Raw genomic sequence first — 14,062 nt, forward strand, 5'->3', positions numbered from 1 at the left:
TGCCGCATGCAAAGAAGCCTCGGTGGGTAACTCCACCGAGGCTTCTTTCGTTTTACGCAACCACATTTCATACGTCATTCATTCAGGAGCTGCACCATGTCTTACCGCGCACACTTTATCGCTAGTCTGAACGCCATCCGTTATATCGGCTATGGCTATGGCTGGCGATTTAGCGTCGCGCGGTCGGTGCTAGCTGCCACCTCCGACCGTGCCCATTTGGGTGGCAAGTTGGTGATGCGATGTCACGCGCTATGCCCTACGAATTCGGAGAGTTAACTGATGAATGCCCCTATCCATACTGCCAATACTGCTTGCCCCACGACTGCCCCGGCTTCCTCGCTCATGTCTGCAACGGCTCTGCCGCTACCCGCTGAGCTGCGTCAGCGGGTGAGTGTGAACAGCACGCTCCGTTCCCAAATCGATCAGCAGCGCCAAGCGGTGCAGCGTATTCTCAACGGGCATGATGATCGCCTGCTCGTCGTGGTAGGACCCTGCTCCATCCACGACCCGGATGCTGCCCTGGAGTACGCGGATCGTTTGACAGCGCTCAGCGACGAGGTGAGCGAACGGATTCTGCCGGTGATGCGGGTGTACGTTGAGAAGCCGCGCACTACGGTCGGTTGGAAAGGGCTGGCCTACGATCCTGATCTGGATGGTAGCGGTGATATGCCGCGCGGTATGACACTATCTCGTGAATTGATGCACGCCGTCGCCTCCCGCGGCCTGCCGATAGCCACCGAGCTATTGCAGCCGATGCTGGCCCCCTACCTGGATGACCTGCTGAGCTGGGTGGCGATTGGGGCGCGCACCACGGAGTCCCAGCTACACCGTGAATTGGCTAGCGATCTCAGCGCTGCCGTAGGCTTCAAAAATGCCACCAGCGGTGACGTGCAGGTAGCCATCGATGCCATGCAGGCGGCGGCCCACTCCCATCAGCGTTTTGCCATGGATAGTCAGGGCCGCCCGATCATGCAGGAGACCGCAGGCAACCCACACACCCATGTGGTATTACGCGGTGGTCACGGTGAACCTAATTACCAAGCGCACCATGTGCACCGCGCCGTGAATACGCTATGCGAGGCGGGCCAGAATCCGCGCTTGATGGTGGACTGTAGCCACGCCAACGCCCGTAAGGATCACCGCCGCCAAAGTGAAGTCATGCTGGACGTATTGGCTCAGCGTCAAGCGGGCGACGCAAATTTGGTGGCATTGATGCTAGAGAGTCATTTGTACGAAGGCAAACAAGCGTTGACGCCCAGTGCGCTACGCTACGGCGTCTCGGTCACTGATGCCTGCGTCAGCTGGGAGACCACCGAGCGCTTGCTGAAAACCGCCGCGGAGCGACTGACCTAGCGCGTTGACTGACCCGGCCAGCCCCGTATCATAAGGACTCCTTTCGATCACGAGGTTGGCCATGGCCTTTACCCTTGAACAGCACGACCCTGCTACGTACCGTCGCAAAGCCCGTATCATCAGCGTGGCAATGGCCGGGCAACTGATCATTTTTGGCCTGCTGTTTTCCATGCTGCTCACCGCTACCTTTGGAAGCAGCATCTGGCTGAACGCGCTGGGCGTTCTGCTGGGCCTGCTCGCCACCAGCGCCATGTTCGCTGCGCTCAGAGAGCGCCCGTGGATGGCCGAAATGCGCTACGTTTGGCAGCTCAAGCACCACTTGTCGCGCATTAGTAGCTATCTGCAGCCGCTGCGCCGTGCGGTGGAACAGGATAATCGTTTAGCGCTGGATATTCTGACCTTCTACCACCAAGGCATGGCTCAACTGGCAGAACTGAACGGCCGCACCACCGATGACGATGCCGAACGGCTCGCAGAAAAAATGCAGGTCAAAGTAAAGCGTGACGAACTAGGGCTACCCAAAGAGGTAGCTACGTTCGACCCGCACGACCTGAGCGCTTTTAAGAAGTAAGTGGTGTAATAAGCCATGAAATGAGGGATTCGATAGGGAGCACGTTCGATGAAGGCTAATACGGCATCACTACTACTCGCCACCGCGGTAGCGACCGCGATACTGCTGGGCGGCTGCGCCACCAGTGCGCCAGTCGATGAGCAGCCAGTGAAAACCACCGTGCAGAGCAGCGCGCCGCTGCTGCCTTCGGTGCTGTTTCCCGGCAGCGCCGAGCGTTTTCAGGCCTGGAACTGCCAACCAGCCAATCAAGACTTGGTCACGGCCGTCAATGGGAACGAGTTACGGCTGTGGTCGTTGCACGGTGCGTGGCGATTGCCTCAAGCCGTAGTGGCCAGCGGTGCCCGTTATCAGGATGGCGATATCAGCTTCTGGAATCGCGGCGATCGGGCGCAAATCGAAACGCCGCGAGGGCAGCTACAATGCCATCAAGGGGTTCAGCGGGAGATTGCCACGCGTGGCAGCCACCCGGGTGTGATGTTGTTAGCCCGCGGTAACGAGCCCGGCTGGACGATCGAACTGGCGAACGATGCGCCCGTCATGACCTGGACCACTAATTACGGCAGCGACACGGCGACCATGCCCTATATGGTCAGCGTGATGGATAACGACGCGGGCCGGGTGGTGATCGAGAATGCCAACGCCGAGCAGTTTTTCCGCGTACGTATTGAATCAGGTGCCTGTTTCGACGACATGAGTGGCGAACCCTATCCTGCTCGCGTGACGTTCACCATTGATGGCGAACAATATAAAGGATGTGCACAAGGCATTGCGCCGTAGCCTGTCATGGCCTTGTACGGCCATTAGCAGCGATAGAGGAACGGCTCTGCGCGCCACTGTGGCTCTACGTAGTCGCTGGCGCACAGGGCCGATACATCGCCGCCCGCCCGGGCGGCAAGACGTGCCAGTGTCGCCAAGTGCAGTCCTCTGGGGCTGCGTACTTCTTCACTGATCGCAACGGGTACCCAGCGATCGCCTTCTCGGGTTGCTAGGGTAAAGTTGAAAGGATGAAAACCGGGAAAGCCTAGCCGAATGTCAGTGGCGATAAGCGTCTCTTGCCCATCGATGTGACGTGTCTCGAAACGTAAGAACGGCCCAGTGAACCATGTAAGCCGCTGGCCTAGCGGCCCCTCCAGAGCACTTGGCTCCAGCTCGACGTTACGACGCAACGGCTCCAAGGCTGGGGCCCGTTCACGATCGAACACGCTGATCAAACTCTCGTAATAACGATCATCGTCGATGACCGTCGCCCGCCATAGCGCGATGTTGAACGGCGTCGGTTGAATCAGTACAGGAGCCGTCTGTAAATCTGCGTCGGCCAGTGTCGGTGCAAGACGTTGCTCCACGCTCCACTTGGCGCCAGCCGCTGCTATGAGATAAACGCAGGAGATGGCTAGCCCCGCTCGGCAAGCGCTGTGTACCTTGCCGGAGACGCTGGCAATGGTGAGCGCTATCAGCAGCGGCAGCGTGTAAAAAGGGTCGATGATGAAGACGATAGGCCACGCGACCGGTGGCGCGTCCAGCGGCCATAGCAGTTGTGTGCCATAGGTGGTGAGCGAATCGAGCAGGGGGTGCGTCACCAATATCAGCGTAAAAAAGCTCCACCAGCGGCCAAACGAGATGTCCTGCGGTGGCGCGAAGCGAGCGCAGAGCACGGCTAGCAGCGTGGCAAGGCCCGTCAATACGAACAGGGAATGGCTGAAGCCACGGTGCTCGGTGACGTTGGCAATGGCGTCGCCATAATCCAGCGCTACGTCCAAATCGGGTAGAGTACCCAGTAGCGCACCTATGACGATGGCCTTTCTGCCCAGGCGCTTACCCAATACCACCCCTCCGACGGCTGCCCCAAGCGCTGCTTGCGTAATCGAATCCACAGACCTCTCCTCGACGAGCCGATAGCGAATCGTCATAGTTACTTGGCATGACGCACGAGATGCACAACCATGACATTATTGTACAGCACATCTATCTTCTATTTTAATGTGGCACTCTTGTCTATGTTTTGAGGGTGCCACATGACCCGCGCGACAACGTGCGCTACGGTTTTACAGGATATAATTACCCTTTTTCGATGAAGAGGAAATGACATGCAGTTTTTACATACCATGGTACGTGTCAGTGACTTGGACGCCTCGCTTCACTTTTATTGTGAGTTGCTGGGCCTCAAAGAAGTGCGCCGTAAAGAGAACGAAAAAGGTCGCTTTACACTGGTGTTTCTCGCCGCACCCGACGACGAAGCCCGCTCCGAGCGCCTTACTGCCCCCGAGCTCGAGTTGACCTACAACTGGGACCCGGAAGAGTACACGGGTGGCCGTAATTTCGGCCATTTGGCCTACCGAGTCGACGATATTTACGGCCTTTGCCAGAAACTTCAGGATAACGGCGTGACCATTAACCGTCCGCCCCGCGACGGCCACATGGCGTTCGTGAAGTCGCCCGACGGCATCTCTGTCGAGCTGTTACAAAAAGGCGATGCATTGTCTCCCCAGGAGCCTTGGGCCTCCATGGAAAACACGGGTAGCTGGTAAGTCGCTGGTAAAACGCATAAGGAGTACGAACAAGGTGAAAGGACAAACCCGCCATATCATCATGGGAATGGGGCTTGCGCTGCTGCTGAGCGCTTGTGGCAGCACACCGCAGCAAGAGCGAACGGATGTACCGCAGGGCGGCACGCTCTCTGGGCCGGTAGTGGAGCAGCGCTGGAACTTACTGCTGGTAGGGACCGATGAGCGGCTCTCCATGCCCGAGACACCGTTCTTTCGCATTGGACGCGACGGGAAGGTTAACGGCTCTGATGGCTGCAACCAGTTCACCGGTAAGGTGAGTTTAGGTGAAAGCCAACGCATCTCGTTTAGCGAGCTGGCCTCTACCCGAATGGCGTGTCCGAACATGGAGGGCGCCAAGCGGGTGACTGATATGCTAGATAATGCCTATCGGTATTTGATCGACCATGACCGGTTAGTGTTCTTCGGACCAGATAGCCGCGTCCTCGGCGGTTGGCGAGAAGCTAACTAAGCCGCTATCGGCTTAGTCAGTAAAAGGCGGATTGAAGCGGGCAAGAAAGCGCGCATCGATCCGCTGTTTCCATTGCCATACCCAGCGGCCCGAAAAGCCTATGGACCCACGGCTGGCAATCGCGTGGCCGTCGCCGGTGCCAATCAGTGCTAGCACGCGACGCGGAGGCTGCCACGGGGTGAGCGTTAAACCGTGGCAGGCGGCCCGCAGATTCTCTGCTAATGCGGGGCCCATACGCACCGCATAAACGCCTGCCTTAGGGAGTGGGGAGGAGCGCAGCGCAGCGCAGTCGCCAGCGGCAAAAATGCCGCGCTGGCCAGTCACTTGAAGCGCCTCGTCCACAGAAATAAAGCCTTTCTCATCCAGCGGCAGCGCCGTTCGTTGCAGCCACGTTTGGCCCACGGCGCCGGTCGCCCAGAGTACGATATCCGTCTCGATGTGCTCACCAGTGTCGGTTTGCACACCGCCAGGTACCAAGGCGCGCCCCCGCACTCCTGTGAGGACGCGCACGCCCGCGCTTTTGAGCGCCCGCGCCGTTAACCAGCGGGGCAGCCAACCCGCCCCCGGCAGCAGCGTCTCAGCGGCGCTGATCAGTGTGCCTTTCCAGTGAATGTCCGGGCGCTGTTGTCGAAGCCGCGCGAGGACACTCATCAGCGTCTCGCAACCTGCTGCGCCACCGCCAACGCTCACGACGTTTTGGCGTGCTCCGGCTGGCAGCTTAGCCACCTCTTCGCGTAATGCTTGCCAGCGATGGTGCAAGGAGCTGAGCGGACGCATGGCCAGCAGCGTCGGCAGCGCATTTTTCTCGACACTCTTCTCGATACTTTTCTCGGCACTCGCCTCGCGATTTTCATTACCTTTAGGAGCAATGACTTGCGGTAACGTTAGCGTCGAGCCGACGTTGAAGGAGGCCACGTCAAACGCCACTACGCTCCCATCTGCCAGTGTTATCTGGCGCTCGCTCGTACTGAGCGCCACGGCGGGAGACGCGATGAAGTGAGCGCCTGCGCGCTTACAGAGTGCCGCAATATCCATCTGCGTCTCCCTTAGCGTGCACTCCCCGGCTAACCATGCAGGCACGCTGCCCGAGTAGGCGGCAAATCGGCTATCGCTCACCACGGTGATCGACACCGTTTTATCCGGCTGTAAGGCAAACGCCTCCAGCACGAAGGCGTGGGCGTGGCCTGCACCGATGAGCAGTAATTTCTGCATGTTGCCTCCTTGAACGAGCGATGAGGCGCCGCTGCTGAGCGTTATTCGCCTATGACCACCCGATTTTTGCCGCTTTTCTTGGCCAGGTACATGCCGTGGTCGGCGCGTTCCACTAATTGACGCACGGTATCGCCTGACTGTTTGGCTGTAAGACCTATGCTGATCGTGACGGGGAACGGTAGTTTGAAAAACGTCGTCGAGACGATGCTACACAGCCGCTGTGCAAGAGGTAAGCTGGTCGTGATATCCGTCTCCTGAAGGATGATCAAAAATTCTTCGCCTCCCCAGCGGCCAAGATGATCCCCTTCGCGTAGTGTGTCCTGCACAACGCGGCTGAGACGCCCTAATACGTCGTCCCCCACTGAGTGGCCATAGGTGTCATTGATTTTCTTGAAGTCGTCGACATCGAACAGGACGACAGAGAGGGTAACGTCCGAGCTGATGAGGCGGTTCAGGACCATGTTGGTGTAGTGGCGGTTCCAGCACTGGGTCAAGGGGTCCAGGCGGGCGAGCGCTTGCAGCCGCTGATTGGTCTTCGTCAACTGCTGATTGAGGTAGGCAACCTCCATGGCGGTAATCGCCACGGCGATGTCGTCGGCCAGCTCCCTCACCATGGAGGCCTCTATCGGCAGCCAATCAGTCACCGGGCCGGAGAGAGAGCAGGGCTGTTTGAGAGGGGATGTGTGACGAAACAGCAGTAGCCAACATGGAGCGGAGCACGCGATGTCCAAGCGGGCCACCAAGCCACCCTGACACAGGCCACCGAGCTCGAGTGTGCCGCTGCTCAAGGCCTCGTTGGGTAGTGTGTCGAGCGCATCGAGAAGATGCCGTTCAGGAGGGCAGTCGCCCAAGCAGTGAAGCTGACGGTGCCTCATCAAGGCAATGCCCTGGGCATCGAAGAGTTGACATAGGCGCTCCCCATGGTGCTGGAGGATTTGTTCGATACCAGCAAAGCGTCTGATATCGGCGGCGAGTTGTTGGCGGTAACATGTCAACTTGGCCCGTTGCATAGTCAGCTGCTCTACTTTTAGTAGGCGCAGCCGCTGCGCCGCCATCATGACGATCAAACTGCACCATTTTGAAGAAGCCGCGTGACGCGAGGCGGGGTGGGCGACATAGCCCCATGTTCCCGCTTCCCCTTTTAATTCATAATACTGCAACCTGGAGGCTGCCAGAGCATCGAGCGAGCAAATGGACGTTAGGTGGGGATAGGCCTCTAGCGGACACGTGGGTGGAAAACCATAGACCAAACGTAGCTTCAGGGCCTTGGTACGATGGTAAACGAGGATGGGGGTTTGACGGGTGGCTTTATGAAGCGTGTAAGCGATCCGTTCGAAGAGCGCTGTTGGCGTCGGTGCTTGGCTAATCGTTAGCAGGGAGTCGTAAAGCTCGTCGCGCTCATGACAAAGAGGTTGCTCGCTCATCCTGAATGACTCCTCAATACATGAGATAACACGTCCATGTTGGCCAAAGGCCGAGCGTCACGTCACATCGAAATTGAATTAACGATTCAACCAAAAGGTAAATCATTATTCAACCATTATTGAATAATCGATTCACATTGGCGGCATGAATGAAAAAATCATGTTTGCCGAGCGCCTGAAATCCTCCATGCAAACGGCAGGGTACGACACGCGGCCCTCTGTGCTGGAGCGTGAATTCAATTTGCGCTACTGGGGAAAACCGATCACCTTCCAGGCCGTCAGGCGCTGGTTGCGGGGAGACTCGATTCCAAGTCAGGAAAAGCTACAGGTACTGGCGCGTTGGTTATCGGTCACGCCCCATTATCTGCGCTATGGCGGCACCGAAGAGAATGCGGTCAACGAGCCGTCAGGGCCGTGGCAAACCCCGCTCACGAGAGAAGAGCGTCATTTGCTGGCCATGTACAAGACGCTGCCGCCCCCTCAGCGTCAAATCGTCCATGACGTGGTAGAAACGTTTGCCAAAGCCTATGGTGATTCGCCGGCAGGTGCCGAGCGCGAATGACTGCATGGGCGAAAGGCTGTCATCGCACTCGGTCTTCTTAGCCCCGGCGCCAGTCGAAATAGCGCTTCAACAGATCCAGTACCCGCTCCGGCTTGTGAGCGTTTTTCCATACCCCAGCGGTGGCTTTGGTCGCTTCGCCCAGGGTGGGGTAAGGGTGAATGGTGCCGAGCAGCTTATTCAGCCCCAGCCCGTGCTTCATGGCGATGGTGAACTCGCCCAGCCACTCACCGGCGTTTTCCGCCACGACCGTTGCTCCCAAAATTTTGTCTTTGCCGGGCACGGTGAGCACTTTGATAAAGCCCTCGGGCGCCCCTTCGGCAATGGCGCGGTCGCTGTCACTCATGGCGTAGCGGGTCACTTCAAAGGCCACACCCTTGGCGGTGGCCTCTTTTTCGTTGAGCCCCACCCTGGCCACTTCCGGTTGCACGTAGGTCACGGCGGGCATGAAGCGGTAGTCCACTGCGAAGCTCTTTAGCTCGCCAAACAGGGCGTTCACGGCAGCGTGCCACGCTTGGTGGGCTGCGGCGTGGGTGAGCTGGTAGGGGCCGGCCAAGTCGCCACAAGCCCAGATGTTGGGCAGGCGCGTCTGCAGCCGCTCGTTGAGCGCCAGCGTGCCGATATCCGTGGTGGTAATTCCTAGCGCTTCCAGCCCTAACCCCTCCACGTTGGCCTGACGGCCTGCGCTCACCAAAAGGTAATCGAACGCCAGAGTATTGCGCTCACCCTCGTGCTCGATCACCAACTGATGCTCACCGTCCGTTTGGTTCACCTCCAGCGCTTTCGCGCTGGTCTTCACCGTTACGCCCTCTTGGGTGAGGGTGCGCTCCACGTGCTCGCTGACCTCGTTATCCTCTCGGCCCAGTAACTGTGGCGCGCCCTCGACCAAGGTGACCTGGCTGCCCAGACGGGCAAAACTTTGGCTGAGTTCGCAGCCAATCGCCCCGCCGCCAAGCACTACCAACCGTTTGGGCAGTTCGGTGAGCGACCAGAGGTTTTCAGAAGTGAGCAGCGGCGCGTGCTCGATACCGGGTAGGGGCGGCACGCGGGGGCGCGCCCCGGTGGCCAGCACGATATGGCGAGCGGTGAGGGTTTGTTCACCCACGCGAATTTCCCACGGTGATACCAGGGTGGCGTGCGCTTGATACACCTCCACGCCAAGCTGGGTGTAGCGCTCGACGCTATCGTGGGGCTCGATATCACGGATGGCCTGATGCACATGCCCCATCACCTTGGAGAAATCCACGCGGGGCTCGCTGGCGCTCACGCCAAAGCGGTGCGCCGTGCGAATGTCATTGGCCGCACGAGCCGCCCGGATCAATGCTTTCGAGGGGACGCAGCCCGTATTGAGACAGTCGCCGCCCATCTTGTGTTTTTCGACCAGGGCCACCTTGGCCTTCACGGCGCTGGCGATATAGCTAGTGACTAACCCCGCCGAGCCGCCGCCAATCACCACGATGTCGTAATCGAAGCGGCTAGGGCGCGTGAAGCCTTTATAGGCGTTGCGCTTTTGCACCAACACCGCAATGCGCCGGGCCACCCAAGGGAACACCGCCAGCAGCGCAAACGAGGCAATGAGCCCAGGCGAAATAATGCCGCTCAGGCTTTCCAGCTCGCCGAGCTGGCCGCCCGCATTCACGTACACCGCCGTGCCGGGCAGCATGCCCAGCTGGCTCACCCAGTAAAACGAGGTGGTTTTAATCCGCGTCAGCCCCATGACGAGGTTGATCATGAAAAACGGAAAAATGGGCACCAAACGCAGGGTGAACAGATAAAACGCGCCATCCTTCTCGACGCCCCGGTTCACCGTGTCGAACTGGCGGGGAAAGCGTTTTTCGATGGGCTGCCGAAACAGAAAACGGGAAAGCAGAAAGGCGAGCGTCGCGCCGATGGCGCTGGCAAACGAGATGATGAGCAGCCCCCACCCCAATCCAAACAGTGCGCCCCCCAGCAGGGTGAGCAGGGTAGCACCGGGGAGTGACAGGGCCGTCATGACCACATACACCGCAAAGAACATACCCGCCACCTGCCAAGGCGATTGCTGAAAAGCTGCCTGAAAATCGCTGCGGTAGGTTTGCAGGGTGTCCAGCGTGAAAAACGAATGGGCGCCGCTAGCGTAGAAGCCAATCACGGCCAATAGCAGTAGGGCAATAATCAGCAGGCGCTGACGGTTCATGGCAGGCTCCTTGGAAAAAGGGGGGCTGACTCAGTGCTCAAATGGAGGGGTTCCTTACACATTGGCGTGGCGCTGCCGCTGCCAGCGCTGCCAATCTTCGGGGCGGTCGATGTCCCACATGGTATCCGGATAGGCCGCTTCCAGTCCCAGCGTTGCTAGGCGCGCTTGGGTCACGCTCAATACCCGTTCGGTGCCCCAGGGAATGTCTGCAAACAGGCTGGGATAGTCCTGGTGGCTGCCAATCAGTCCGTAACCGCCATCCTCGGCCGGAAGAATCACGATGGCAAAGGTGCTCAAGGCGGCTCGGCAGCGCTTTAGCATGGCATGGGTAATGCTAGGGCAGTCGGTGCCCATTACCATCGCAGGGCCGTCGGTACTGTTCAGCGCATGGCGAACGCGCCTGCCCACGTCGCCCTGCTGCTGGGCGGCCAGGGCAATACCGTGTTGGGCCTGAAGCTCTAAAAAAAGCGGGTGGCGGTGATCTAACGAGGTCCACAGCGTGACGTTCTCCGCCCCCAGCGCTTCGCAGCCGGTGGCTACACAGTGACGCACCATGGCAGCGTGCGCGTCGGCGGCGCCCTGTGCGCCCAAGCAGGGGATCAGACGCGTTTTGGCCTGCCCCGGCAGCGGTGCTTTGGCCAGCAGGTGCAGGTGGGGCGCGGCGGGCTTAACGTGCATCGCGGTACTCCTTAGCCAGTTGTGTGGCGCTGACACCGCGCCAATAGCGGTAGCGTAGCCGCCACATCAGGCGAATGGTGGGCCAAGCGCCGAACTCGTCCCAGCGCCTGCCCGAGCTTATCACCTTCTGGCGAAGGCAGGCGGGGGATGAATGGGCCTTCAACCGTTTGCTGAGTTCGATGTCCTCCATCAGCGGCTGTTCGGGAAAGCCGCCCAGTGCGAAAAACGTGTCCCGGTGCACAAAGATGCCCTGGTCGCCGGTGGCGATACCGCTGAGTCGTGAGCGTAGGTTCATCAAGGTGGCGACTACTGGCAGCCAGCGGCTTTTGCCCGCGAGCTGAATATCGAACCGCCCCCAGGCGTGTTGGGCAAGCGCCAGCTTTAGATTCGTCACCGCACGCTGCTCTTTGCCGGGCGGTAGTCGAGTATCGGCATGCAGAAAGAGCAATGCCAGGCCGCGGGCGTGTTGCGCCCCCAGGTTCATCTGACGTGCGCGCCCAGGTTCGCTATTCAGGACCGTATCGGCAAGTGGCGCGGCCAAGGCCACGCTGGCATCGGTGCTGCCGCCATCCACGACGATGAGTTCAACGCCTGAGGCGCGCAGCAGCTGTAGCCGCGTGAGCGTTGCCTGAATACAGGCTGCTTCATTGAGCATGGGAATGATGATACTCAGTGACAAAGGCGTAGGGTGCGGTTCAGCCAAGGGCAATGATCGGTCCTCCTGCGGCGGTGGCATCGGCGTCGTCATGGGTGACGAGTAGAGCGGGCAGGCCCGCTTCCCGCAGTTGACTGAAGACCAGCGCGCGCATCTCTTGGCGTAGGGTCGTATCCAGCTTGGAGAAGGGTTCGTCCAGTAATACGGCGCGGGGTTGGGAGAGCAGCAGCCGCATCAATGCCACCCTAGCCTGCTGCCCGCCGGAAAGAGTGGCCGGATCGCGGGCTTCGAAACCCGCAAGCCCCACCTGGTCGAGCGCCTTGGCAATCTGGGCACTTTTCTGCGGGCTTCTACGGGGCAGGCCAAAGCGCAGGTTGCCGCCGACGCTCAAATGGGGAAACAGCAACGGGTCTTGAAACAGTAACCCCACGCCGCGCTGCTCGGCGGGCAGGCGTAGTATGTTGGTATCCCCAAGGCGAACCCGCCCCTGGGCGGTGAACGTGTTGGGTAAAAAACCGGCGATAAACGCTAGCAGCGTGGATTTACCAGAACCCGAGGGACCCATCACGGTGAGCACGTCGCCGGGGGCCACCGTTGCATCGACTGTCAACAGCAGGCGTTCAGCTAAGTGAATGCTTACTTGCTCGAGGGTCAGGGCGTTGGCAGCGTTATTCATGAGGTTCCTTATCCACAGGGCGTCTTAACCTTGGCGTTTAACGTTAAGAGGTGTGCGTCTTGGAGCGCCTAGCCACCTTGGCAAGGCGACGGCGACCATGAAGCCGACGAGCGGCAGGCCCGCTTGCACCAGCGCCCATACGCCGATTAAGCGGCGGTTTCCCCCGGAGGCCAGCGCCACGGCTTCGGTGGTGACCGTAGGGACTCTGCCAGCGCCTAACAGCTGGGTGGGTAAATACTGGCCAATACTCACCGCCAAGCCCACCGCTGCGGCGGTGAGCAGTGGGGCAAGCAGGAGCGGTAGCCGCACGCGCCAAAACGCCCGGCGGCGAGAAACGCCTAATGATTGGGCCATGTAGAGCCAGCGCGGATCCAAGCGGCGATAGGCTTCCGCCAGCGAAAGATACACATAAGGCAATACGAACAGCAGGTGGCCCGCTACCACCAGCGCCAGTTGGGGGCGAATGCCCAGGCGCTCGGCGGCCACCACCAAACCGTATAAAAATGCGATTTGCGGGACTAAAAGCGGTAAATAGAGCAGCCAGAGCGAGCGAGTAGAGTGACGCTGCTGGCGCTGCTCGTTTTCGAGCGTGGCGACGACCAGCACGGCCGCCACGCCGGTCGAAAGTAGGGCAATGAGTGCGGTATGGGTCAGTGGGCCAGCCAGCATGCTGACACTGCGCTGCCAGTGGTCGACGGTAAGCGACTGCGGCAGCAGCTCAGGAAAACGCCAAAACCCGGCCACCGAGAAGAGCCCAAGCCCCGCCAGCGAGGCCAGCGCGGCGGCGCTTGCCAGAGCAAGCCCTACGCGTCCGAACACACGAACGGCGGCGTCTCCCCGCGTGCGCTCGCCATTGATCAACCAGCGCTGGCCCAGCCTGCGGGCCAGCTGCTCCAACAGCCACCAGCTCAGCAGCGCGGCCAGCGTTACGCCCAGCTGCAGTACTGCCGCCGCCGACGCCATGAAGCGACGGGTGAGGTCGGGGTCGCTAAACCAACCAAGAATCGAGACGCTCAAGGTGGGCGGCAAGCGTGGCCCCAAAATCAGCGCCATGTCCACCACGGAGGTCGCATAAGCAATCACTGCATACACCGGCAGGCGGATGAGTGGATAGAGCGACGGCAGCACCCCTTTGAGCCAAGCAACCGTGGGCGAGTAGCCCAACGATCGTGCCAGCCGCAGGCGCTGCTCGGCCTGGAGCTGAGGCAGTGCCGCGAGGCTCATTAGCAGCAGAAAGGGCGCTTCCTTCAAGACGAGGCCAAGCGTGAGCGCAAGTCCCCACGGATCGTTGACGATCAGCGCATCGGGGGGCGCCTCCCAGCCGGAGAGCCACGGGGAGATCAGTCGTGCCATCAGCCCAGAAGGCGCAATCAGAAAAGCAAAGCCAAACGCCACCGCCGCGTGGGGAATCGCCAGCAAAGGTGACACTAACCGGCGCAGGCTGCGGTCCAGCCAAGTGCCTTGGCTGGCAGCTAAAAACAGCACGACGATGAGCAGCGCTAACGCCGTACTGGCCAGGCCGCTGGCAAAACTCACCGCCACCGAGCGGCCAAGCCCCGGCTGTGCGAAAAGCATTTGCCAAGCAAAGAGGTTGGCCTGATCGCTCCCCAGTACCGGCAAGTAGCCAAAGGCGGGCAGTAGTACCATGCCAAGCCCCGCGGTGACGGGCATCACCAGCAGGGCAATGATCACGATCGGCGCTAGCCGTAGCATGGTTCAGTGAGTCGCACGCGAAGAGGAGGAGTG

The 14,062-nt window shown here is 60.0% G+C and carries 15 protein-coding genes; 7 read left to right on the forward strand and 8 right to left on the reverse strand.

Features of this window, described 5'->3' with window-relative positions; genetic code table 11:
• Window positions 1–96: 96 nt before the first annotated feature.
• The 4 genes from FRH_RS08330 to FRH_RS08345 all read left to right on the forward strand — a co-directional run bounded on the left by FRH_RS08330 (window position 97) and on the right by FRH_RS08345 (window position 2,701).
• Entirely contained in the window at window positions 97–276 is a 180-nt protein-coding gene (locus FRH_RS08330) for a hypothetical protein (RefSeq protein WP_139528334.1), read from the forward strand.
• A 3-nt stretch (window positions 277–279) separates the two neighbouring features.
• Window positions 280–1,353 carry a 3-deoxy-7-phosphoheptulonate synthase gene (locus FRH_RS08335; protein WP_281998049.1) on the forward strand — a complete coding sequence of 358 codons (1,074 nt, stop codon included), beginning with the start codon at window positions 280–282 and terminating at the stop codon, window positions 1,351–1,353.
• 61 nt (window positions 1,354–1,414) lie between these two features.
• Window positions 1,415–1,924, forward strand: coding sequence for a DUF3087 family protein (locus FRH_RS08340; protein WP_139528336.1), 510 nt, complete (start codon window positions 1,415–1,417; stop codon window positions 1,922–1,924).
• Between the two features lie 48 nt (window positions 1,925–1,972).
• Window positions 1,973–2,701, forward strand: coding sequence for an MliC family protein (locus tag FRH_RS08345; RefSeq protein ID WP_281998050.1), 729 nt, complete (start codon window positions 1,973–1,975; stop codon window positions 2,699–2,701).
• A 23-nt stretch (window positions 2,702–2,724) separates the two neighbouring features.
• On the opposite strand, the gene FRH_RS08350 is transcribed toward FRH_RS08345, so the two are convergent.
• On the reverse strand, window positions 2,725–3,795 hold the full coding sequence (locus tag FRH_RS08350) for a metal-dependent hydrolase (RefSeq protein WP_239285339.1): 1,071 nt from the start codon (window positions 3,793–3,795) through the stop codon (window positions 2,725–2,727).
• Window positions 3,796–4,008: 213 nt separating this feature from the next.
• Between FRH_RS08350 and gloA the strand changes: the two genes are divergently transcribed.
• Together gloA and FRH_RS08360 are read left to right on the forward strand one after the other, a co-directional pair.
• A complete protein-coding gene (gene gloA, locus FRH_RS08355) occupies window positions 4,009–4,449 on the forward strand; it encodes a lactoylglutathione lyase (RefSeq protein ID WP_139528339.1) in 441 nt (146 codons plus the stop codon).
• A 67-nt stretch (window positions 4,450–4,516) separates the two neighbouring features.
• A complete protein-coding gene (locus tag FRH_RS08360; protein WP_239285361.1) occupies window positions 4,517–4,936 on the forward strand; it encodes an META domain-containing protein in 420 nt (139 codons plus the stop codon).
• Between the two features lie 12 nt (window positions 4,937–4,948).
• On the opposite strand, the gene FRH_RS08365 is transcribed toward FRH_RS08360, so the two are convergent.
• Both FRH_RS08365 and FRH_RS08370 read right to left on the reverse strand, forming a co-directional pair.
• Window positions 4,949–6,148, reverse strand: coding sequence for an FAD-dependent oxidoreductase (locus FRH_RS08365; RefSeq protein WP_219862720.1), 1,200 nt, complete (start codon window positions 6,146–6,148; stop codon window positions 4,949–4,951).
• A gap of 41 nt (window positions 6,149–6,189) precedes the next feature.
• Window positions 6,190–7,572, reverse strand: coding sequence for a sensor domain-containing diguanylate cyclase (locus tag FRH_RS08370; protein WP_281998051.1), 1,383 nt, complete (start codon window positions 7,570–7,572; stop codon window positions 6,190–6,192).
• Between the two features lie 160 nt (window positions 7,573–7,732).
• Here FRH_RS08370 and FRH_RS08375 point away from each other — a divergent pair, with 160 nt between their 5' ends.
• Entirely contained in the window at window positions 7,733–8,134 is a 402-nt protein-coding gene (locus FRH_RS08375) for a helix-turn-helix transcriptional regulator (protein ID WP_239285333.1), read from the forward strand.
• A 37-nt stretch (window positions 8,135–8,171) separates the two neighbouring features.
• Here FRH_RS08375 and FRH_RS08380 read toward each other — a convergent pair whose 3' ends face one another.
• Genes FRH_RS08380 through FRH_RS08400 form a run of 5 tightly spaced genes read right to left on the reverse strand, consistent with a single transcriptional unit; the run spans window position 8,172 to window position 14,029 of the window.
• Entirely contained in the window at window positions 8,172–10,307 is a 2,136-nt protein-coding gene (locus tag FRH_RS08380) for a bifunctional TVP38/TMEM64 family protein/FAD-dependent oxidoreductase (protein ID WP_281998052.1), read from the reverse strand.
• A 54-nt stretch (window positions 10,308–10,361) separates the two neighbouring features.
• Complete coding sequence (locus tag FRH_RS08385) at window positions 10,362–10,985, reverse strand: TIGR04282 family arsenosugar biosynthesis glycosyltransferase (protein ID WP_281998053.1); 624 nt, start codon at window positions 10,983–10,985, stop codon at window positions 10,362–10,364.
• Window positions 10,975–11,694 (reverse strand): TIGR04283 family arsenosugar biosynthesis glycosyltransferase, encoded by a 720-nt coding sequence (locus FRH_RS08390; protein WP_281998054.1) that lies wholly within the window; start codon window positions 11,692–11,694, stop codon window positions 10,975–10,977. Before FRH_RS08390 ends, FRH_RS08385 begins: the two co-directional genes overlap by 11 nt.
• Window positions 11,681–12,316 (reverse strand): ATP-binding cassette domain-containing protein, encoded by a 636-nt coding sequence (locus FRH_RS08395; RefSeq protein ID WP_281998055.1) that lies wholly within the window; start codon window positions 12,314–12,316, stop codon window positions 11,681–11,683. The genes FRH_RS08390 and FRH_RS08395 overlap by 14 nt, the downstream gene beginning before the upstream one ends.
• A 24-nt stretch (window positions 12,317–12,340) precedes the next feature.
• Window positions 12,341–14,029: an ABC transporter permease subunit gene (locus FRH_RS08400; protein ID WP_281998056.1), complete on the reverse strand. Its 1,689-nt coding sequence runs from the start codon at window positions 14,027–14,029 to the stop codon at window positions 12,341–12,343.
• Window positions 14,030–14,062: the final 33 nt, after the last annotated feature.

The organism is Halomonas sp. A020, assembly GCF_027943625.1.
Classification (GTDB): Bacteria; Pseudomonadota; Gammaproteobacteria; order Pseudomonadales; family Halomonadaceae; genus Vreelandella; species Vreelandella piezotolerans.